Genomic DNA, 20,633 nt, shown 5'->3' on the forward strand with positions numbered 1-20,633 from the left:
CTCGATCCTCAGCTTCTCAAACGGACGCATGCAAGTGGGTCCCGAAAGCGCCGGTGCAAACCCAGGCCCGGCTTCATACCGCCGTGGCGGCCCGCTTGCCGTAACCGACTGCAACGTTTTGCTTGGCAAGCTTCAACCAGATCACTTCCCGCATGTGTTTGGCCTCAATGGCGACGAACCGCTGGACGTGGCGGTCGTGCGTGAGAAATTTACAGCGCTTGCCAAAGAAATATCGGCAGAAACCGGGGAACCAGAGCGCAGCCCGGAACAACTTGCCGAAGGTTTCCTGCGCATCGCCGTGGAAAACATGGCAAATGCGATCAAGCAGATCAGTGTTCAGCGCGGCTATGATGTGACCCAATACACCATGAACTGTTTTGGTGGTGCGGGGGGGCAGCACGCCTGTCAGGTTGCGGATGTCCTGGGCATGGAGAGTATCTTCATTCACCCGTTTGCGGGCGTTCTCTCAGCATTCGGTATGGGGTTGGCGGATGTACGTGCCCTGCGGGAATACCAGTTTGCGCAGCCCATCAAAAATATCTCTGAAGCGGAAACTGTTCTGAAAGGCCTGGATGCTGAAACGCATAACGAAGTTCTGGAACAGGGTGTATCCAAAGAGGCGATTCAAATTGTTCGCACAGCTCATATTAGGACCGATGGCTCACATCAGACCCTGGACGTTCCTTTTGGAACCGTCGAGGAGATGCGTAAAGGATTTGAGGAAGCGCACGAGCAGCGCTTCGGCTTTGTGCCGGACTACAATCAGCTAATCATCGACCTTCTGACATCAGAATCCATCGGATCCACTGGCGAAGATGTAACGCTTCCTGTCAATGAAGAAGGGCGTGGTAAGAACCTGAACGCCTCCATGTATAGCAATGGCCGTTGGCAAGATGTTCCAATGGTGGATCGAACCGGCTTGACCATTGGTGACAAGGTCACCGGACCAGCAATCATTTTTGAGCCCACTGGGACCAATGCCATCGAAGATGGTTGGCAAGCAGAATGCCGCGAAGGTGGCAACCTTGTGCTGACGCGGATTGTGCCATTGGAACGCAAAGAGGCGATTGGCACGATCGTCGATCCAGTAATGCTTGAGGTGTTTAACAACCTGTTCATGTCGATTGCCGAACAAATGGGGGCAACTTTAGCCAACACCGCTTATTCGGTAAACATCAAGGAACGGTTTGATTTTTCCTGTGCGATCTTTGATGCCAACGGCGACCTGGTGGCCAATGCACCACACGTGCCTGTCCACCTTGGGTCCATGAGCGGCAGCGTCAAATCTATCCTCAGCGAAAACACAGACAAGATCCGCCCGGGCGATGTGTTCATGATGAACAATCCCTTTAATGGCGGCACACACCTGCCGGATGTCACCGTCATCACCCCGGTGTTTGACGCGGATGGGGAAAACATCATCTTTGTCACAGCATCCCGCGGTCACCATGCGGATATTGGTGGCAAAACCCCGGGTTCAGCCCCGCCAGACAGCAAGACCATTGATGAGGAAGGTATCCTGATCGACAACTTCCTGCTGGTGGATCGCGGCACTATGCGCGAAGCAGAAGCGCGCGCTTTGCTGGGCAGCGGACCATATCCCTGCCGGAATATCGATCAGAATATGGCTGATCTGGCAGCGCAGGTGGCTGCAAATGCCACGGGCGTCAAAGAGTTGCAGAATATCGTAGAGCAGTTTGGGCTTGGTGTCGTGCACGCCTATATGGGCCATGTGCAAGACAACGCCGAAGAAAGCGTACGCCGGGTTCTGGATGTTCTAAAGGATTGCTCGTTTGAATATCCACTGGACGGTGGTGCAAAGATCTGTGTCAGCATTTCGGTGGACAGAGTCGAGCGCAAGGCGATCATCGATTTTGAAGGCACCTCTGATCAGAGTCCTTTGAATTACAATGCTCCTTACTCGATTTGCCGCGCAGTTGTTCTTTACGTTTTCCGCACGCTGGTCGGGTCCGATATTCCGATGAACGAAGGTTGCATGAAGCCGCTGGAGGTTCGAACGCCAAAGGGATCAATGATCAACCCGGAATTCCCAGCTGCGGTGATCTCCGGTAATACCGAAGTCAGCCAGGCCATTGCCGATACGCTTTATGGTGCTTTGGGTGTTATCGCCGGCTCGCAGGGCACTATGAACAACTTCGTTTACGGGAACGATGAGTATCAAAACTATGAAACGATCTGCGGTGGCACAGGCGCAGGGGATGGTTTTGACGGGGCCAGTGCGGTGCACAGCCATATGACAAACACCCGCATGACGGACCCGGAGGTTCTGGAAACTCGGTTCCCGGTGCGCGTGGATGAATTCTCGATCCGGCAGGACTCTGGCGGCGCGGGAGAAACCACGGGCGGCAACGGGATTATCCGCAAGCTGCGGTTCCTCACTCCGATGACCGTCACGGTGCTGTCTTCGCATCGGGAAACCGTGCCCCATGGCGCAGCAGGTGGTGAACCGGGCAAACCCGGTGAAAACTCGGTTAAGCGCAGCAACGGGGATGTCGAAATGCTGAAAGGGAATGATGAAACTCAAATGGGGGTCGATGACGTCTTCATCATGAAAACCCCAGGTGGAGGCGGCTTTGGCACCGCAAAGGCATCTTTGATGCCCCGCCTGCTGGGGGCCATCCGATGAGTCGTGCGTTCTTGCCTGATGTGAATGCCATGTTTAACGACATAGCATCCACAATCGATTTGCCAGAAGGGCTGGATGAGAAATAATCCGCATCTGCCACGCGACCTATGTGACCCGCTTCGGTGTGCGGCTGCGTGGCAAAATGCACTCCTTTACAGGGTGGCGCGCGGTGCATTCCACCCAAAACCCTCCGGCAAAGGGCGGCATCCGATATTCTCCGGATACCGATCAGGAAGAGGTTGAGGCGCTGGCGGCGCTTATGACTCATAAATGTGCTTTGTTGGGGCCGCCGTTCGGCGGCTCCAAGGGCGCCCTGCGGATCGACCCACGCCACCGGGAAGAACATGAGCTGGAAAAAATCACCCGGCGCTTTGCCCAGGAATTGATCCGCCATGGGTTCCTGAACTCAGGCATGAATGTTCCGGCACCCGACAGGGACACCAATGAACTGACCATGATGTGGATCGCCGATGAATACCGGCGCCAGAAGCCCGAAGATATCAACGGCCTGGCCTGTGATACCGGCAAACCCCTGGGGGGCAGCGGGATTGAAGGCGGCACCTATGCGCCAGATGGAGCAGAGGCGCTGCACGATGAATGTGACACTCTGATCTCAGCCGCTATGGAACGGAAGGTGGCTTAAACGAGCACCTGGGGCGGCACTAAAACGTGACAGGTCCAACACGGGCCGCATCGCAGAATTATTTTTCTGCAACCGCGAGAGATTGCTGTGTAAGCACTGGCTGCATTAGCAAAAGTCGGGTCCGTCCCGCATTGTGTCACCTCACCGACTGCAAAACCTCGCAGTCGCAGCGAACGGTCGGCTGCGCCGCAGCAGAAACCCTCGGCTGGTTGCGTCAAATGACCGACTTTGCAACGCACACTATCCGCGCTTTTCTGCCGTTCGTGGGTCGTGCAGGATCGGTCAGCATGACCTCAGAGCAGACCAGCAGGACTTCCTGCCCCAGCAGAACAGTTGGCGCCAAGTTTCACCGTATGAGGCATCGCTGAGCGACACGATGCAACAGCAGCTACAGCGCCAAGCCGCCCTGCCAGACCTGCTGCAGCTCCAGCGCGTCGTTCAGATGCAGCACATCGGCGCGCGCCCCGGGTTGCAAGCGCCCCAGATCGGGCCGCCTGATCAAATCCGCCGGCCGGCTCGTGGCCATCTCCAGCGCCGTCTCCAACGGCAGATCGCAGGTCTCGACCAGGATCTGCACCGCCGTTGCCAGCTCCAGATGGGCGCCCGCAAGGGTGCCATCAGCCAGCGTCAACCGATTGCCGTCACGGCGGATTTCGCGACCATTCAGGGTAAAGCGGTCGATATCGGAGCCGCCGGTGGCCATGGAATCGCTGACCAGAAACAATTGCCCGGGCCCGGTCTTGGCCGCCAGCGCCGCCCGCATGGATGCCGGATGCACATGCACCGCGTCCGCAATCAGCCCCGCTGACAACCCGCCAAGATCAAGGGCAGCACCGACAACACCGGGTTCGCGATTGCCAAGCTGGCTCTGGGCGTTGAACAGATGGGTGACGCAGCGCGCGCCTGCCGCAACCGCCGCCACGCAATCGGCGTGGCTCGCATCGGTATGTCCCAGCGACACCAGCACACCAGCCTCGCTCAACCGCCGGATCTGCGCCGGGGTCGCCGCTTCGCAAGCCAGCGTCACCTTCAGCACAGGCAACCGGGTGGCCGCTGCGCATAACATCTCCAGATCGGTCTCGCTCATCGGGCGTATCAAAGACGCATCATGCGCGCCCTTGCGCGACACCGCGAGGTGCGGCCCCTCCAGATGCAGCCCGATGATGCCCGGAACCCCGGCGGCAATCGCGGCGTCCACGGCGTCGATGGCGCGGGCGACGAAATCCGGCGTATCGGTAATCAGCGTCGGCAGGATCGAGGTCGCGCCAATCTGCGCATGGGCCGCTGCGATGACCTGCAACTGCTCCAGCTCGGGCGCGTCGTTGAACATCACCCCGCCGCCACCGTTGACCTGCAGGTCGACAAACCCCGCCGTCAGGATCCCACCGGTCAGCTCCGTCACCTCCGCCCCCTCGGGCAGTTTGCCGACGGGCAGGACGGCCGCGATCTGGTCGCCGCGCAGGACCAGCGCGCTGTCCTCCTCCCAGCCCACCGGCGTCAGGATGCGGGCACCGGTCAGCGCACGCAGCGGTTGCCGGTCGCCGGTCATACCGTTTCCGTCACTTTTTTCAGGTGGCGGGGCGCATCGGGGTCAATCCCGCGCGAGGCGGCAAAGGCTTCAACCATCGCATAAAAGGACACGATCAGGCTGATCGGATCAGTCAGCGCATGGTCCGTGCGGATATGATCCACCCGTCGCGCCGCCGTCACCTTGTCGCTGGTGGCAAAGACCTGCGCGCCCTTGCCCGCGATCTGATCGGCGATACCCGCCAGCGCGTCCTCAGCGGCATCCGCCGCCGCAAAGCCCAGCACCGGAAAGCCCTCTTCCACAATAGACACCGGCCCATGCAGAACCTCCGCCGAGGAATAGCTCTCCGCATGAAGCTGGCAGGTTTCCTTGAACTTCAGCGCCGCCTCATTCGACACCGCCAGCGCCTGACCACGCCCCAGCGTGAACAGCGATGACCGCGCGCCGATGGCCTCGCGCACCTCGGGCCAGTCAATGCGGCAGGCGCGCTCCAACTGCTCCGGCAAGGCGTGCAGCGCCGCAAGCACCGCTTGGTTGCGATCCCATTTGGCCAGCAGCCACAGCCCCGCCACCGCCGAGGTGACAAAGGTCTTCGTCGCGGCCACGCTCAACTCGGGCCCTGCGTGAATATCCAGCGCATGGTCCGACGCAGCCGCCAGCGGCGAGGCGGCATCATTGGTCAGCGCCACCGCCAGCGCCCCGTCACGGCGCGCGCTTTCCGCCATCGCCACGATGTCCGGGCTTTTGCCCGACTGCGACACCGCCAGGCTCAGCGCCCCCTGCAGCCGCAACGGCGCCTTGTAGATCGACGCGACCGACGGCCCGACCGAGGCAACAGGCACTCCCAGCAGGATCTCGCTGGCATATTTCAGATAGGTGCAGACATGGTCGGACGATCCGCGTGCCACCGTCACCATAATATTCGGATCAAGGCGGCGCACCGCCTCGGCCACCGCGTCAATATCCGCCTCGCCCTGGCTCAGCAGCCGATCCACGGCGGTCGGGATCTCGTCGATCTCGCGACGCATCTTGGTGATATCTGTCATGGTTCCCTCCTCAGGGTCGCCAGGTTAGCTCGTCCCGAGCCGCAGCTCGGCGACAAAATCATAAGCATCGCCGCGATAGATCGAGCGGGTGAACTCCACCACGCGACGGTTGCGCAAGTAAGACGTCCGCACGATGCTTAGGCCCGCCATTCCCGGCTCCACCCCCAGTAGCTGCGCCTCATACTCCGGCAGGTTGATCGCCGAAATCCGCTGCAAGGCCCGCACCGGGCGGCTGCCGGTCTGCTCCAGCACCTCATAAAGCGACCCCCGGACTGCCTGCGGATTGGGCAGGATATCCACCGGAAGCGAGGCCCGCTCGATCGCCATCGGACGCCCATTGGCACGCCGCAGACGGGCAATACGCGCAACCGCCTCCCCCGAGGTCAGCGCCAGCGCCATCACCTCCTCCGGCGAAGGGGTATGGATGCCGCGTTCCAGCCATTCGACGCTGGTGTCATAGCCGCGCCGCTCCATGTCCTCGGTAAACGAGGTGAGCTGCGACAGCGACTGCTCCACCTTGGGCGTGCCATCGGACACAAAACTCCCCGAGCCCTGCCGCTGCACCACGATGCCCCGATCCACCAGATCCTGCATGGCGCGGCGCACGGTGACGCGCGACAGTCCGGTCAGCGTTGCAATCTCTCGTTCGGCGGGCAAGGGCGCGCTCTTGGGCAGCAGCCCGGTCTCGATACCGTCCTCGATACGCTGGCGCAGCCGCACATAGCGTGGCCCGGCGGCGTCCTCCAGCCAGGCGGCCGGTTTCAGGAATTCCTCGACCGTCATAGCGCCTCCTGCCGGATCTCGCGGGCAAAGCGGCGCGCCAGCTCCAGCGCCCCGTCCAGCGGCGAGCCCTCCGGCGCCTGCAGGTACTCCGCCACATCCGCAGGCAGATAGGCGGCGTATTGCGCCGCCACACCGCCGATATGATAAACCGGTTCCTCCGGCCGACGTCCCAGCGCCTGCAACCCGTGGCACAGATACTCCGCCCCTTCGGCCATCAGCCGCCGCCCTACGGAATCGCCCGCAGCGGCAGCCTGCGCCACCCGCGGCGCATAGGCGCCAAAGGCCGCCGGACGCGCGGTCTGGGCAAACCGGACAATCTCGGCAGTCTGATTGGAAAAATCCCTGAGACAGCTGCGCAGCAGCGGCGTCATCGGCTCGATCCCTTCGGCCGCCTGTAGCGTCAGCTGCAACACACGCCGCCCCAGCCAGCCGCCCGAGGCCTCATCGCCAAGAACCGCCCCGTGACCACCAATAAGCGTGACCTGCCCCGCCACCTGACGGCCCAGAAATGACCCGGTGCCGACACCGATCAGACAGGCAGTGCCCTCGCCAAGCGCCCCGACAACCGCAGGCATCCGGTCATCTTCGACCCGGATATGCCGATGCGGCAGGGCCGAGGCGACAAAGGCTGCCGACCCGGCATCAATCACCCCCGCCAGTCCTGCATAGACCGGGATCTGGTGAAAAGCCTCATCCTCAAGGCCCGCCTGACGTTGCAGATCGCTCAATCCCGCGCGCAGCGTCTCAACCGCAAGCTCGGGCGCGGTATAGACATTGGCGCTTCCCCCGGTGACCACCAGCCGGCGCGGCGACGCCCCGCAGCTCTTGGGCGCGGAGGTATCAGGCAGATCAGCCGCAGGATCGCCCGCCCCCAGCAGGACAAAGCGACAGGAGGTCCCCCCTCCGTCCACGGCGATCAGATATGGAAAGCACGAGTCAGTCATGCAATACCTATAAGATACCTTTTAACCAAAAGAAAGACCTATCGGCCGCAAGTATTGACGCCACAATCGATAACACCTTGAAAAATCTACATCTGATCAAGAAAATAATTAAATGGTAGACAAGTGGTATTGTATAGGTATTAAATACTTCTCATTCACCTGAGGGGGAGGAATCACATGGCATCGACCAGCGAACAACCGTCCGCAGCACGCATATCGGCGCCCACCGATGCGCAGACGGAAACGCTGCACCCCCGCGCCAGGGGGCTCGATCTGCGCGCCGATGCCGATATCCTCGACACGCTTCTCGACGGGCAATCGCGCGCACTGGCAGCTGTAGACAGCGCCCGCCCCGCCATCGCTGCAGGCGCCGCCCTGCTGACCGAATGCCTGCGCAACGCTGGTCACCTGCACTACGCGGCGGCAGGCTCCTCGGCCCTTATGGCGCTGGCTGATGGCGCCGAACTGCCCGGCACATTCGGCATCAGCGCCGATCAGATCTCCATTCACATGGCCGGCGGCATCCCATCCGACGGGCGGATGCCCGGCCATACTGAAGATGACAGCGCGGCCGGCAGCAAGGCTGCCGCCGCAGTGACCGCAGGTGATGTGGCGATCACCCTTTCCGCCAGCGGCACCACGCCATTCCCGATCGGCTTTGCAAAAACCGCACAGGCGGCCGGCGCCAAGGTCATCGCGATCGCCAACAACGCCGACACGCCACTGCTGCAACTGGCCGATGTGGCAATCTGCCTGCCGACACCGCCGGAGGTCATCGCAGGCTCCACCCGCATGGGCGCCGGAACCGCGCAGAAGGCCGCGCTCAACATGATGTCGACGCTGGCAGGCATCCGGTTGGGGCATGTGATGGACGGTATGATGGTCAATCTGATCGCAGATAACGCCAAGCTGCGCCAACGCGCGATCCGCATAGTCTGCACCCTCACACAGCAGGACGCCGAGGCCGCCGCCCGCGCGCTGGATCAGACCGGCGGCGCGGTGAAAGCCGCCATTCTGCTGTTGCAGGGTGCGGCCTCCCCCACTGCGGCGGACACGCTGCTGCGCCATAACAAGGACAACCTGCGAGCCGCGCTCGCACAGGTGTAACGGTCGGCCACGCGCCACCCAAGAGGTCACCAAGACCCTGATTTCAAATACCAAACATGCAAACTGGGAGATACAGAATGACACGCAAACTCTTTACCCTCGCGCTGCTAGGCTCGACCGTGCTCGGCGGCGCAGCCGCTGCCGAAGACGTCACGCTGACGATTGAGAGCTGGCGCAACGATGACCTCGCCCTCTGGCAGGACAAGATCATCCCCGCCTTTGAGGCCGCCAACCCCGGCATCAAGCTGAAGTTCGCCCCCTCTGCCCCGGCGGAATATAACGCCGTGCTGAACTCCAAATTGGATGCGGGCAGCGCCGGCGATTTGATCACCTGCCGCCCCTTTGATGCCTCGCTTGGTCTTTATGACAAGGGCCAGCTGGCCGATCTGTCCGATCTTGAGGCGATGAGCAGCTTCTCCGACGTGGCCAAATCCGCCTGGCAGACAGATGACGGCTCCGCCACCTTCTGCGTGCCGATTGCTTCGGTGATCCACGGCTTCATCTACAACAAGGACGCCTTTGCCGAGCTGGGCGTGGACGTACCGGAGACCGAAGACGAGTTCTTCGCGGCGCTGGAGAAAATCAAACAGGACGGCAATTACATTCCGCTGGCGATGGGCACCAACGACCAGTGGGAAGCCGCCACCATGGGCTATAACAACATCGGCCCGAACTACTGGAAAGGCGAGGAAGGCCGTCTTGCCCTGATCGCAGGCGAGCAGAAACTGACCGACGAGCAGTGGGTCGCCCCCTATGAGACCCTGTCGAAATGGGGTGCCTACATGGGCGACGGCTATGAAGCCCAGACCTATCCCGACAGCCAGAACATCTTCACCCTGGGCCGCGCCGCGATCTATCCGGCAGGCAGCTGGGAAATCTCCGGCTTCAACACCCAGGCCGATTTCGCCATGGGCGCCTTCAAACCGCCAGTCAAAGCGGCGGGCGACACCTGCTACATCTCGGATCACACCGATATCGCGGTGGGCCTGAATGCCGCCTCCCCCAATGCAGAAGCTGCCAAGACCTTCCTGAACTGGGTCGGCTCGCCTGAATTCGCCGCAATTTACGCCAACGCGCTGCCGGGCTTCTTCTCGCTGTCAAACCATGAGGTCGCGATGGATGATCCGCTGGCGCAGGAATTCGTCTCCTGGCGTGGCGAGTGTGAGAGCACCATCCGCTCCACCTATCAGATCCTGTCGCGCGGCACACCGAACCTCGAAAACGAAACCTGGGGGGCCTCCGTTGCCGCAATCAAGGGCACCAAGGCCGCTGCTGATCTCGGCGCTGAACTGCAAGAGGGTCTGGCCAGCTGGTACGAGCCGCAGAAATAAGCGCGCCACCACCTGACTGACCTGACACTCAGGCGTCCGGGCGGCCTCACGCGGCCCGGACCCGTCGACAGATGGGACACATCATGCAAAACACCCCTCATAAACCGCGCAGACGCTGGCATATCGCCGTTTTTCTGGCGCCCGCTGTGCTGGTCTATACGGCCATCATGATCTTCCCGCTGTTCAATACCCTGCGGCTCGCGCTCTATAGCGAAAGCGACCAGATCCGCCAGTTCGTCGGCCTCGCCAATTTTCAAACCTTGTTCGGCAACCCCAACTGGTCGGAACAGTTCTGGAATGCGCTTGGCAATAATTTCTGGTTCTTCATCGTGCATATGCTGGTGCAGAACCCAATCGGGGTGGCGCTGGCGGCGATCCTCAGCCATCCCCGGCTCCGGTTTGCCGCACTCTATCGCACCGCGATCTTCGTGCCGACCATCCTCAGCTTTGTCATCGTCGGCTTCGCCTGGAAACTGATCCTCTCGCCGATCTGGGGCATCACGCCGGACCTCCTGGACGCCATCGGCCTGAAGTGGCTGTTTGCCCCCTGGCTGGGCAAGGAAGACTACGCGCTGACCACGCTGGCGCTGATCTCTGTCTGGCAGTTTGTCGGCATCCCGATGATGCTGATCTACGCCGCGCTCCTGTCGATCCCGGAAGAGGTGATCGAGGCGGGCGAGGTTGATGGCATCACCGGCATGTCCGCTTTCTGGAAAATCAAACTGCCACTGATCCTGCCCTCCATCGGGATTATCTCGATCCTGACATTTGTGGGCAACTTCAACGCCTTCGACCTGATCTACACCACCCAAGGCGCGCTTGCCGGGCCGGATTTCTCGACCGATATCCTCGGCACCTTCATGTATCGCACCTTCTTCGGCTTTCAGCTGCAACTGGGCGATCCGCATATGGGGTCCGCCATTGCCACCGCCATGTTCGCGATCATCCTGATCGGTGTCTGCATCTATCTCTTCGGCATCCAGACCCGTCTGCGCCGCTACCAGTTCTGAGGATCCGATGATGCATAAATCCCGCTCAAACCCGTTCAACAGCATCCTCGCCCACGGTGCGCTGATCACCTACACGCTGATCGCCCTGTTTCCGGTGTTTGTGATCCTGGTAAACAGCTTCAAAACCCGCAAAGCGATCTTTCGCGACCCTCTCGGCCTGCCGACATCCGACACATTCTCGCTGGTCGGCTATCAGACCGTCCTGAAGCAGGGGGATTTCTTCCTCTACTTTCAGAACTCGATGATTGTCACCGTGGTGTCGCTGGCGCTGGTGCTGCTGTTTGGCGCCATGGCCGCCTTCGCCCTCGCGGAATACCGGTTCAAGGGCAATATGCTGCTCGGCCTGTACCTCGCCCTTGGCATCATGATCCCGATCCGCATCGGCACCGTCGCCATTCTGGAGCTGATGGTGGACACCGGGCTGGTCAATACGCTGACTGCGCTGATCCTCGTCTATACCGCGCAGGGCCTGCCGCTGGCGGTGTTCATCCTGTCGGAATTCATGAAACAGGTGAGCGATGATCTGAAGAACGCCGGCCGGATCGACGGGCTTTCGGAATACACCATCTTCTTCCGCCTCGTGCTGCCGCTGGTGCGCCCGGCCATGGCCACCGTCGCCGTCTTCAACATGATCCCGATCTGGAACGATCTCTGGTTCCCGCTGATCCTTGCCCCGGCCGAGGAAACCAAGACGCTGACATTGGGCAGCCAGGTCTTCATCGGCCAGTTCGTGACAGACTGGAACGCCGTGCTCTCGGCGCTGTCGATGGCGATCCTGCCGGTCATGGTGCTCTATGTGATCTTCTCGCGCCAGCTGATCCGCGGTATCACCTCAGGAGCGGTGAAATGATCCGACATATCACACTATGCGCTCGTCCGGCAGCAGTGCCGGGCTGCGTCGGGCCAGCCCCCCGGAGCGGCAGTCTTCAGCCGCTTGTTGGCCCGGCGCTCAGCCTGTCCTCTCGCCATCGTCACAGCAGCCATCCTCACCACAGCGGAGCCCCCAAATGACCCGCGTACTGATCGCAGGCCTTGGCAATATGGGCTTTGCCCATGCGCTGGCTCACCACAATGACGAAACCGCGCAGATCGTCGGCCTCGTCAACCGCTCCGGCGCGCCTGCACAGGCCCCCTTGCAGGACTATCCGGTTTATAGCGATTTCCATCAGGCGCTGGCGCAGACCAAACCCGATCTGGTGGTCATCGCCACCTATTCCGACAGCCATGCCGCCTATGCCATTGCCGCAATGGAGGCCGGCGCGGATGTCTTCGTCGAAAAGCCGCTGGCCACCACGGTTGCCGATGCCCGCGCAGTGACCGACGCCGCCCGCCGTCTGGGGCGCAAGCTGATGGTGGGCTATATCCTGCGTCACCATCCCAGCTGGCAGCGCCTGATTGCCGAGGCCCGCGATCTCGGGCCCCCGTATGTGTTCCGCATGAACCTCAACCAGCAGTCCGATGGCCCTACATGGCAGACCCACAAGGCACTGATGCAGACCACTTCGCCAATCGTGGACTGCGGCGTGCATTATGTCGATGTGATGTGCCAGATCACCGATGCCGTACCCCAGCGCGTCCATGGCATCGGCCTGCGCCTGTCGGATGAAATTGCCGAGGATATGTATAATTACGGCCAGTTTCAGGTGACCTTCTCTGACGGGTCCGTCGGCTGGTACGAGGCAGGCTGGGGACCGATGATGTCCGAAACCGCGTATTTCGTAAAAGACGTGATTTCCCCCAACGGATCCGTCTCGATCACCGAAACAGACAAGGCTGGCTCGGACGATGTCGATGGCCATACCGCCGTCGGCAGCCTGATCGTGCATCGCAGCACGCAAGACACCCCGGACCGCCGCATCGACCTGCCCGAGGAACCCGACCATCAGGCGCTCTGCGCTGCCGAACAGACCCATATGCTGCGGGTCATTGCCGAGGACATCGACATGGAGCGGCACATGCAGGACGCCGTTGCCTCGCTGGCAATCTGCCTGGCCGCCGACCAGAGCATCCGCAGCGGCGCGCCCGTTGACCTGACCACAGTACAGACAGAACGGACCGAGGCCGCGGCGACAGCGCCCACCTCGCCCTCTGCGAACCCGAAGACCTGAAGGATCCCCGCCATGACCGCCCTACAGCTTACCAATGTCTGCAAATCCTTCGGCCCGGTCGAGGTGCTGAAAGATATCAACCTCACCGTGGAGGACGGCGAATTCGTGGTCTTTGTCGGCCCGTCGGGATGTGGCAAATCCACCCTTCTGCGGGTGATCTCCGGGCTTGAGGACGCCACGGCGGGTGAGATCACCATCGGCGGCCAGACCGTCACCACCACGCCCCCCGCCAAACGCGGCATCGCCATGGTGTTCCAGTCTTATGCGCTTTATCCGCATCTCACCGTGCGCGATAACATGGCGCTTGCCCTGAAACAGGAACGCCAGCCCAAGGAGGAAATCGCCGCCCGCGTCGCCGAAGCCAGCCGGATGCTGTCGCTGGAGGACTACCTCGATCGCCGCCCCTCGGAACTGTCGGGCGGTCAGCGGCAGCGCGTCGCCATTGGCCGCGCCGTGGTGCGCGAACCCAAGCTGTTCCTGTTTGACGAACCGCTCTCCAACCTCGATGCCGCCCTGCGCATGAACACCCGTCTGGAAATCGCCCGCCTGCACCGTCAGCTGTCGGCCAGCATGATCTACGTCACCCATGACCAGATCGAAGCGATGACCCTTGCGGATAAAATCGTCGTGCTGCGCGACGGCCGTATCGAACAGGTCGGCACCCCGATGGAACTCTACAATAATCCTGCCAACCGTTTTGTGGCGGAATTCATTGGCGCACCAGCCATGAATTTTGTCCCCGCCCCGCGTCTGGGCGGCAACCCCGGACAGTTCATCGGCATTCGCCCGGAATATGCCCGCATCAGCCCGGATGGCCCGCTCACAGGCGAGGTGATTCACGTGGAAAAACTGGGCGGCGACACCAATATTCTGGTCGACATGGGCGAGGATCTGACCTTTACCGCCCGCCTCTTTGGTCAGCATGACACCCATGTGGGCGAAACGCTGACCTTTGACTTTGATCCCGCCAACTGCCTCGCCTTTGATGCTGCGGGTCAGCGGGTCTGATCCGGCACGCCCCGGCCCGCCCCTCATTCCGGCTCCCATTTTCACCCGTGACAGCCCGATTTGGGCCTATTCGCGCGGCCTGCTATATTAGGGCGTTACAAATGCACATGTTAGCGCTAACTAATCGGCAGCGGTGCCCTTGAGTGATTCGCAACGGGGCAAGGACAACCGAGGGAGACCGACGATGACGCAGACCCGGACGCAGATCTGGCAGCTTCTGGAACAGCACCGGACAGAGACCGCCGATATCCCGCTCCTGTCGCTCTTCGAGACGCCCGACCGGTTTCAGAGCTTCTCAGCCGAAACCGACGGGCTGCTGCTGGACTATTCCAAAACCGCGCTGGACGCCACCGCGCTCTCGCTGCTGGAGCGCCTCACCGCCGAGGCCGGTCTTGCCGATCGCATCAGCCAGATGTTTCGGGGCGAGAAGATCAACACCACCGAAGACCGCGCCGTTCTGCATACTGCCCTGCGGGCACAGACTGACGCGCCGATCCTGGTCGATGGCGAGGATATCCTGCCGCCGGTGCGTCAGACCCTGCAACAGATGGAAAGCTTTGCCGAGGCGCTGCGCGATGGCAGCCTGCGCTCCAGCACCGGCGCCAAATTCACCGATGTGATCAATATCGGCATCGGCGGCTCCGACCTTGGCCCGGCGATGGCCACGCTGGCGCTGGCACCCTACCATGACGGTCCGCGCTGCCATTTCGTCTCCAACGTCGATGGCGCCCATATCGCCGACACGCTGAAAGCTCTGGATCCGCAGACCACATTGGTGATCATCGCCTCCAAAACCTTCACCACCATCGAGACGATGACCAATGCCCGCACCGCGCAGGACTGGCTGCGGGCCGCACTGGGGGATGACACCTCTGCGCATCTGGCGGCGGTTTCCACGGCGCTGGACAAAACCGGTGCCTTTGGCATTGCCCCCGAACGGGTCTTTGGCTTTGCCGATTGGGTGGGCGGGCGCTATTCGCTCTGGGGGCCGGTTGGTCTGCCGATCATGATCGCCATCGGGGCCACGAATTTCCGCGAGTTCCTGTCGGGCGGGGCGGCGATGGACCGCCATTTCCGCACAGCACCGTTTCGCGAAAACCTGCCGGTGATGCTGGCCGCCACAGGGATCTGGCACCACAATATCTGCGGTTACAGCAGCCGCGCCATTCTGCCCTACGACCAGCGCCTGTCCCGCTTCCCGGCCTATCTTCAGCAGCTGGATATGGAGAGCAACGGCAAGAGCGTCGCACTGGATGGCAGCCCGCTGCCACGCAACTCCGGTCCCATCGTCTGGGGCGAACCCGGCACCAATGGCCAGCACGCCTTCTACCAGCTGCTGCATCAGGGCACCCGCGTGGTGCCTGCCGAATTCCTGATCGCCGCCGAGGCGCATGAGGGCGATCTGACCGATCACCACCAGCTGCTGGTCTCCAACTGCCTCGCCCAGTCCGAAGCCCTGATGCTGGGCCGCTCTCGCGAGGAGGCCCGCGCCATCGCTGCCAAACGCGGCTTTACCGGCGACGCGCTTGAGCAGATGGCAGGCCATCTCGCCTTTGCAGGCAACCGCCCCTCGGTGACCCTGGCCTATCCGAAGCTGACGCCCTTCGTGCTGGGCCAGCTGATCGCGCTATATGAACACCGTGTGTTTGTCGAAGGTGTGGTCTGGGGGCTCAACTCCTTTGATCAATGGGGCGTCGAACTGGGCAAGGAACTGGCCGTCAGCCTGTTGCCGCTGGTTGATGGCAGCGCTCCGGCCGAGGCTTACGAGGCCAAAGACGGCTCCACCCGTGGCCTGCTGTCGAAACTCACCCAACCGCAACCCTAGCCACCAAAAAGACCGCCAATTTCCCCTTCGAGCTGTCAGAGAGAGAGCCATGGTTTCCCGCGTCATTCCCGTCCAGTCCTTTGATCTCGTGCTGTTTGGCGCGACCGGGGATCTTGCCCGCCGCAAGATCCTGCCCAGCCTGTTCCACCGCTTCCAGATCGGCCAGTTCTCCGACGATTGCCGCATTATCGGCACCTCCCGCAGCGACATGGACCGCAAAGGCTTCCAGCAGATGGTCGCCGATGCCATCCGCACCTTTGGCCAGCCGGGCGAAACCAGCGACGACGAAATCGCAGCCTTCGTCACTCTGCTGCATTACACCGCCGTCGATGCGCGCGGCGACAATGGCTGGCAGGCGCTTGGCGATCTGCTGCGCGACGATGCCATCCGCGCCTTCTACCTCTCGGTCGGGCCCAGCCTGTTCCCCGATATCGCCGGCCGTCTGCGCTCCACCGGGATCGCCACCCCCGACAGCCGCATCGTGTTGGAAAAACCCTTCGGCCATGATCTGGCCTCGGCCCAGGCGCTGAACGCCGCCTTGCGCGCCAATTTCGAAGAACATCAGATCTACCGGATCGACCATTATCTGGGCAAAGAGACCGTCCAGAACCTGATGGCCCTGCGCTTTGCCAATTCGCTGTTTGAACCCCTGTGGAATTCCTCCCACATCGACCATGTGCAGATCACCGTCGCCGAAAGCATCGGCGTCAAAGGGCGCGGCGAATATTACGACAAATCCGGCGCCATGCGCGATATGGTCCAGAACCACCTGATGCAGCTTCTGTGCCTTACCGCGATGGAGCCCCCCGCCCGTTTCACCCCCAACGCCGTGCGCGACGAAAAGGTGAAGGTGATCGAGGCGCTGAACCCCGTCGCCCCGGATCAGATCGCCCGTGGCCAATATCGCGGCCCGGAGGGAGAATCCTACCGCGAGCACGCAGGCAACCCTTCCAGCACCACCGAAAGCTTTATCGCGATGAAGGTGGAGGTCGCCAACTGGCGATGGGCCGGCACGCCGTTTTATCTGCGCACCGGCAAATGCCTGCGCGCCCGCGAGTCGGAAATCGCCGTCTTCTTTCGCGATCCGCCGCATAACATCTTTGCCGAGGACACCGGCACCGGCGGTATCAAGGGCAATGTGCTGGTGATCCGCCTGCAACCGGACGAAGGCATCACCCTGCGCACCACGATCAAGGATCCCGGTCCCGGCGGCATGCGTCTGACCGGCGCCAATCTGGACATGACCTTTGCCGACAGCCTGCCAGAGGCTGGCCGGCCGCAGGACGCCTATGAACGGCTGATCATGGATGTGATCCGCGGCAACCAGACGCTGTTCATGCGCGGCGATGAGGTCGAGGCCGCCTGGGCCTGGGCCGATCCCATCATCGCGGGTTGGGCTGACAACAGCAATGACACCCCGCAGCCCTATGATCCCGGCAGCTCCGGGCCAGAGGACGCGCTGCTGCTGATGCACCGCGACAATCGCCGCTGGCGCGGCATTGGTTCCTGAGCCTGCCCACCCACCCCGCCACTGAGACCCACGACCAACCGGCACCTGACGACTGAAAGAGGCACCCGATGCGTTTGAACCAGACACTCCGCGACGTCACAGACCGAATTATCGCCCGCAGCGCCAAACCTCGCGCCGCCTATCTCGACCGGATGCGCGCCGCCAAGGGCAAAGGCCCCGCCCGCGCCCATCTGTCGTGCAGCGGTCAGGCCCATGCCTATGCCGCCACCGGCGAGGACCAGATGTCCCTCGCCGAAGGCACCGCCGGACACCTCGGCATTGTCACCGCCTATAACGACATGCTCTCGGCGCATCAGCCGTTTGAAACCTATCCGCAGCGGATCCGCGACGCCGTGCGCCGCGTGGGCGGCACCGCGCAGGTGGCCGGTGGGGTCCCTGCCATGTGCGATGGCGTCACCCAGGGCGAGGCGGGGATGGAGCTCAGCCTGTTCTCCCGCGATACCATCGCCATGGCCACCGGCATCGCCCTCAGCCACAACGTGTTTGATGCCACTGTCTATCTCGGCGTCTGTGACAAGATCGTGCCGGGTCTGGTCATTGGCGCGCAGGTCTTTGGCCATCTGCCCGCCGTGTTCCTGCCCGCAGGTCCGATGACCTCCGGCATCTCCAACGATGACAAGGCCAAGGTCCGCCAGAAATTCGCCGCCGGTGAAATCGGGCGCGACGAGCTGCTGAAATCCGAGATGGCCGCCTATCACGGCCCCGGCACCTGCACCTTCTACGGCACCGCAAATACAAACCAGATGCTGATGGAATTCATGGGCCTGCACCTGCCCGGCTCCTCCTTCGTCAATCCCGGCACTGACATGCGCGCCGCCCTGACTGAGGAAGGCGCCCGCCGCGCTCTGGCGCTCAGCGCGCTTGGCAATGATTACACGCCGGTCTGCGATATTCTGGATGAACGCGCCTATGTGAACGGCATTGTCGGGCTGATGACCACCGGCGGCTCCACCAATCTGTTGATCCACCTGATCGCCATGGCGCGCGCCGGTGGCATCATTCTGGATTGGCAGGACTTTTCCGAACTCTCTGACGTGGTGCCGCTGCTGGCGCGGGTCTATCCCAACGGTCTGGCCGATGTGAACCACTTCCATGCGGCCGGCGGTCTGGGCTATGTGATCGGCCAGTTGCTGAACTCTGGTCACCTCCACGCCGACACGCGCACGGTCGCAGGCAGCGGGCTGGAGAGCTACACCGCCGAACCTTTCCTCAGCGACGATGGTCTTGTGTGGAAACCCGGCGCCGCCGAGACCCTCAACGACAAGATCATTCGCCCCGCCACCGACCCCTTCCAGCCTACTGGCGGTCTGGCGCGCCTCTCCGGTAATCTTGGCACCGGCGTGATGAAGATCTCCGCCGTGGCCGAAGAACACCGCATCGTCGAGGCCCCCGCCCGCGTCTTTCATGATCAGGAGGAGGCCAAGGCCGCCTTCAAGGCGGGTGAGCTGGACAAGGGCGACGTGGTGATCGTGGTCCGCTTCCAGGGGCCAAAGGCCAACGGAATGCCGGAACTCCACTCGATGACCCCCTTCCTCGGCATCATGCAGGGACGCGGCCAGAAGGTGGCTCTGGTCACCGATGGCCGCATGTCCGGCGCCTCGGGCAAGATCCCCTCCGCCATCCATGTGGTGCCGGAGGCGCTGGATGGTGGCCCGATTTCCAAACTGCGCGACGGTGACATGGTGCGGGTGGATGCCCTCACAGGTACGCTAGAGGTCAAGGCCGAGGGCTTTGACGACCGCGACCCGGTGGTGGCCGACCTCTCCGCCTATCAGCACGGCACCGGCCGCGAGATGTTCGCACTGTTCCGCAATGCCGTCACCTCTGCCGATACCGGCGCCACCGTATTCTCGACCCTGATCGGAGACTGATCCATGGCCATCACCCCACAAGACGCCAGCACCCGCGCGCGCGAGATCTGCCAACTGGCCCCCATCGTGCCGGTGCTGGTTGTCCATGACGTCGCCCACGCCCGCCCGCTGGCCGAAGCCCTGGTCGCCGGTGGCCTGCCCGCACTGGAGGTCACCCTGCGCACCCCCGCCGCGCTGGATGTGATTGCCGAAATGGCCAAGGTCAAAGGTGGCGTTGTTGGCGCTGGTACGCTGATCACGCCGGAGGATGTCACCCGCGCCGTCGCGGCCGGTGCACAGTTCGGCGTCTCTCCCGGCGCCACCGATACGCTGCTGGACGCGGCTGAGGCCGCCGGTCTGCCAATGCTGCCCGGTGCCGCCACCGCCTCCGAGGCGATGCGCCTTCTGGATCGCGGCTATGACATGCTGAAATTCTTCCCGGCTGAGGCCTCCGGCGGCGCCCCCGCACTCAAGGCCATCGGCGCCCCCCTGCCGCAGATCAGTTTCTGCCCGACCGGCGGCGTCAGCCCGGACAATGCAGACAGCTACCTGTCACTGTCCAACGTGGTCTGCGCCGGCGGCAGCTGGGTCGCCCCGACCAAACTGGTTGAGGCAGGCGATTGGGACGCCATCCGCGACCTCGCCCGCGCCGCAAGCCAGCTGGCACGCTGACCGCGCAGATCTGATGGCCCTCCTTCCCCCGCAGCCCCGTGCAATACGGCGCTGCGGGGCAGTCACGCCCCTATGGGTCTCGAACCAGATCGATCAGGCCGGATGGCCGCTGGATTTTGGCGCATCGTCGCAAATCTCGTACCAACCGGGCTTTTCCGACACGAATTCATGAAACCGGTTTCTCGTTGCAATCTCGCTATCCAGCGCATTTGCGGCAATCGGGAAACTGTCCTCCTCTGACAGGATCTCCCCAAGCGAACTGCCGCAAACCCTGCAGAAACATCTGCCGTATTTGTGAGGCGCGGCCGGCTGGTACAGGGCCACCTGATCTTTGCCCTCAACCCAGCTCAGATCCTCCCGCTTGACAAAAACGATGGTACTCGCCCCTGCCTTTCGGCAGCGCGAACAATGGCAGGTTCCCATCATGGATGGTTCCGCCTTCAGTCGGAATTTGACCGTTCCACAGCAACAGCTCCCCTCAATCATCTCAACAACCCTCCACTAGATAATTCATGAGAACATTACATGAACATATAATATCCGACAATCCCCAACGCAAAGCGCCACACCGGCAGTTGTAACCGGGTGGCGCCTTTTAGC

The 20,633-nt window shown here is 62.2% G+C and carries 16 protein-coding genes and 1 pseudogene; 12 read left to right on the plus strand and 5 right to left on the minus strand.

All coding sequences use genetic code 11. The features are described from left to right. Together VWY60_RS14160 and VWY60_RS14165 are read left to right on the plus strand one after the other, a co-directional pair. Window positions 1-2,647: hydantoinase B/oxoprolinase family protein (locus tag VWY60_RS14160; protein WP_416540893.1), on the plus strand; the 2,647-nt coding region annotated here is incomplete at its 5' end. After that, a pseudogene (locus VWY60_RS14165) lies at window positions 2,644-3,215 on the plus strand (Glu/Leu/Phe/Val dehydrogenase dimerization domain-containing protein); the annotation flags it as partial. The gene VWY60_RS14160 and the pseudogene VWY60_RS14165, both read left to right, overlap by 4 nt. A gap of 463 nt (window positions 3,216-3,678) precedes the next feature. Here the strand turns inward: VWY60_RS14165 and nagA are convergent. From nagA to VWY60_RS14185, 4 genes are read right to left on the minus strand one after another with little or no spacing between them, the layout of a single operon-like run. Continuing rightward, the gene (nagA, locus tag VWY60_RS14170; RefSeq protein ID WP_416540894.1) at window positions 3,679-4,839 is read right to left on the minus strand and encodes an N-acetylglucosamine-6-phosphate deacetylase; all 1,161 of its coding nucleotides are present in this window, start codon (window positions 4,837-4,839) and stop codon (window positions 3,679-3,681) included. Beyond that, window positions 4,836-5,864: an SIS domain-containing protein gene (locus tag VWY60_RS14175; protein WP_340547439.1), complete on the minus strand. Its 1,029-nt coding sequence runs from the start codon at window positions 5,862-5,864 to the stop codon at window positions 4,836-4,838. The genes nagA and VWY60_RS14175 overlap by 4 nt, the downstream gene beginning before the upstream one ends. Before the next feature lie 24 nt (window positions 5,865-5,888). Then, window positions 5,889-6,647, minus strand: a complete 759-nt coding sequence (locus VWY60_RS14180; RefSeq protein ID WP_340547440.1) for a GntR family transcriptional regulator — start codon at window positions 6,645-6,647, stop codon at window positions 5,889-5,891. Beyond that, window positions 6,644-7,591 carry a BadF/BadG/BcrA/BcrD ATPase family protein gene (locus tag VWY60_RS14185; protein ID WP_416540895.1) on the minus strand — a complete coding sequence of 316 codons (948 nt, stop codon included), beginning with the start codon at window positions 7,589-7,591 and terminating at the stop codon, window positions 6,644-6,646. Before VWY60_RS14185 ends, VWY60_RS14180 begins: the two co-directional genes overlap by 4 nt. 177 nt (window positions 7,592-7,768) lie before the next feature. Here VWY60_RS14185 and VWY60_RS14190 point away from each other — a divergent pair, with 177 nt between their 5' ends. From VWY60_RS14190 to eda, 10 genes are all read left to right on the plus strand, one after another. Further along, window positions 7,769-8,698 (plus strand): N-acetylmuramic acid 6-phosphate etherase, encoded by a 930-nt coding sequence (locus VWY60_RS14190; protein WP_416536597.1) that lies wholly within the window; start codon window positions 7,769-7,771, stop codon window positions 8,696-8,698. A gap of 77 nt (window positions 8,699-8,775) precedes the next feature. Continuing rightward, window positions 8,776-10,029, plus strand: coding sequence for an ABC transporter substrate-binding protein (locus VWY60_RS14195; RefSeq protein ID WP_416540896.1), 1,254 nt, complete (start codon window positions 8,776-8,778; stop codon window positions 10,027-10,029). Window positions 10,030-10,112: 83 nt separating this feature from the next. After that, entirely contained in the window at window positions 10,113-11,039 is a 927-nt protein-coding gene (locus VWY60_RS14200; RefSeq protein WP_416536595.1) for a carbohydrate ABC transporter permease, read from the plus strand. A 10-nt stretch (window positions 11,040-11,049) separates the two neighbouring features. Next, window positions 11,050-11,889, plus strand: a complete 840-nt coding sequence (locus VWY60_RS14205) for a carbohydrate ABC transporter permease (protein WP_044040979.1) — start codon at window positions 11,050-11,052, stop codon at window positions 11,887-11,889. Between the two features lie 157 nt (window positions 11,890-12,046). Then, window positions 12,047-13,147 (plus strand): Gfo/Idh/MocA family protein, encoded by a 1,101-nt coding sequence (locus VWY60_RS14210; protein WP_416537530.1) that lies wholly within the window; start codon window positions 12,047-12,049, stop codon window positions 13,145-13,147. Window positions 13,148-13,159: 12 nt separating this feature from the next. Then, the gene (locus VWY60_RS14215; protein WP_416537531.1) at window positions 13,160-14,155 is read left to right on the plus strand and encodes an ABC transporter ATP-binding protein; all 996 of its coding nucleotides are present in this window, start codon (window positions 13,160-13,162) and stop codon (window positions 14,153-14,155) included. A gap of 184 nt (window positions 14,156-14,339) precedes the next feature. After that, window positions 14,340-15,980 (plus strand): glucose-6-phosphate isomerase, encoded by a 1,641-nt coding sequence (gene pgi, locus VWY60_RS14220; RefSeq protein ID WP_416537532.1) that lies wholly within the window; start codon window positions 14,340-14,342, stop codon window positions 15,978-15,980. Window positions 15,981-16,029: 49 nt separating this feature from the next. Beyond that, window positions 16,030-17,490, plus strand: coding sequence for a glucose-6-phosphate dehydrogenase (gene zwf, locus VWY60_RS14225; protein WP_340547448.1), 1,461 nt, complete (start codon window positions 16,030-16,032; stop codon window positions 17,488-17,490). A 68-nt stretch (window positions 17,491-17,558) separates the two neighbouring features. After that, complete coding sequence (edd, locus tag VWY60_RS14230; protein ID WP_416540897.1) at window positions 17,559-19,382, plus strand: phosphogluconate dehydratase; 1,824 nt, start codon at window positions 17,559-17,561, stop codon at window positions 19,380-19,382. 3 nt (window positions 19,383-19,385) lie between these two features. After that, window positions 19,386-20,033: a bifunctional 4-hydroxy-2-oxoglutarate aldolase/2-dehydro-3-deoxy-phosphogluconate aldolase gene (eda, locus tag VWY60_RS14235; protein ID WP_260077590.1), complete on the plus strand. Its 648-nt coding sequence runs from the start codon at window positions 19,386-19,388 to the stop codon at window positions 20,031-20,033. A 93-nt stretch (window positions 20,034-20,126) separates the two neighbouring features. Here eda and VWY60_RS14240 read toward each other — a convergent pair whose 3' ends face one another. Next, entirely contained in the window at window positions 20,127-20,519 is a 393-nt protein-coding gene (locus VWY60_RS14240) for a GFA family protein (RefSeq protein WP_102877179.1), read from the minus strand. Window positions 20,520-20,633: the final 114 nt, after the last annotated feature.

It is taken from the genome of Phaeobacter sp. JH20_26, assembly GCF_048056275.1.
In the GTDB taxonomy this organism is placed as follows: domain Bacteria; phylum Pseudomonadota; class Alphaproteobacteria; order Rhodobacterales; family Rhodobacteraceae; genus Phaeobacter; species Phaeobacter bryozoorum.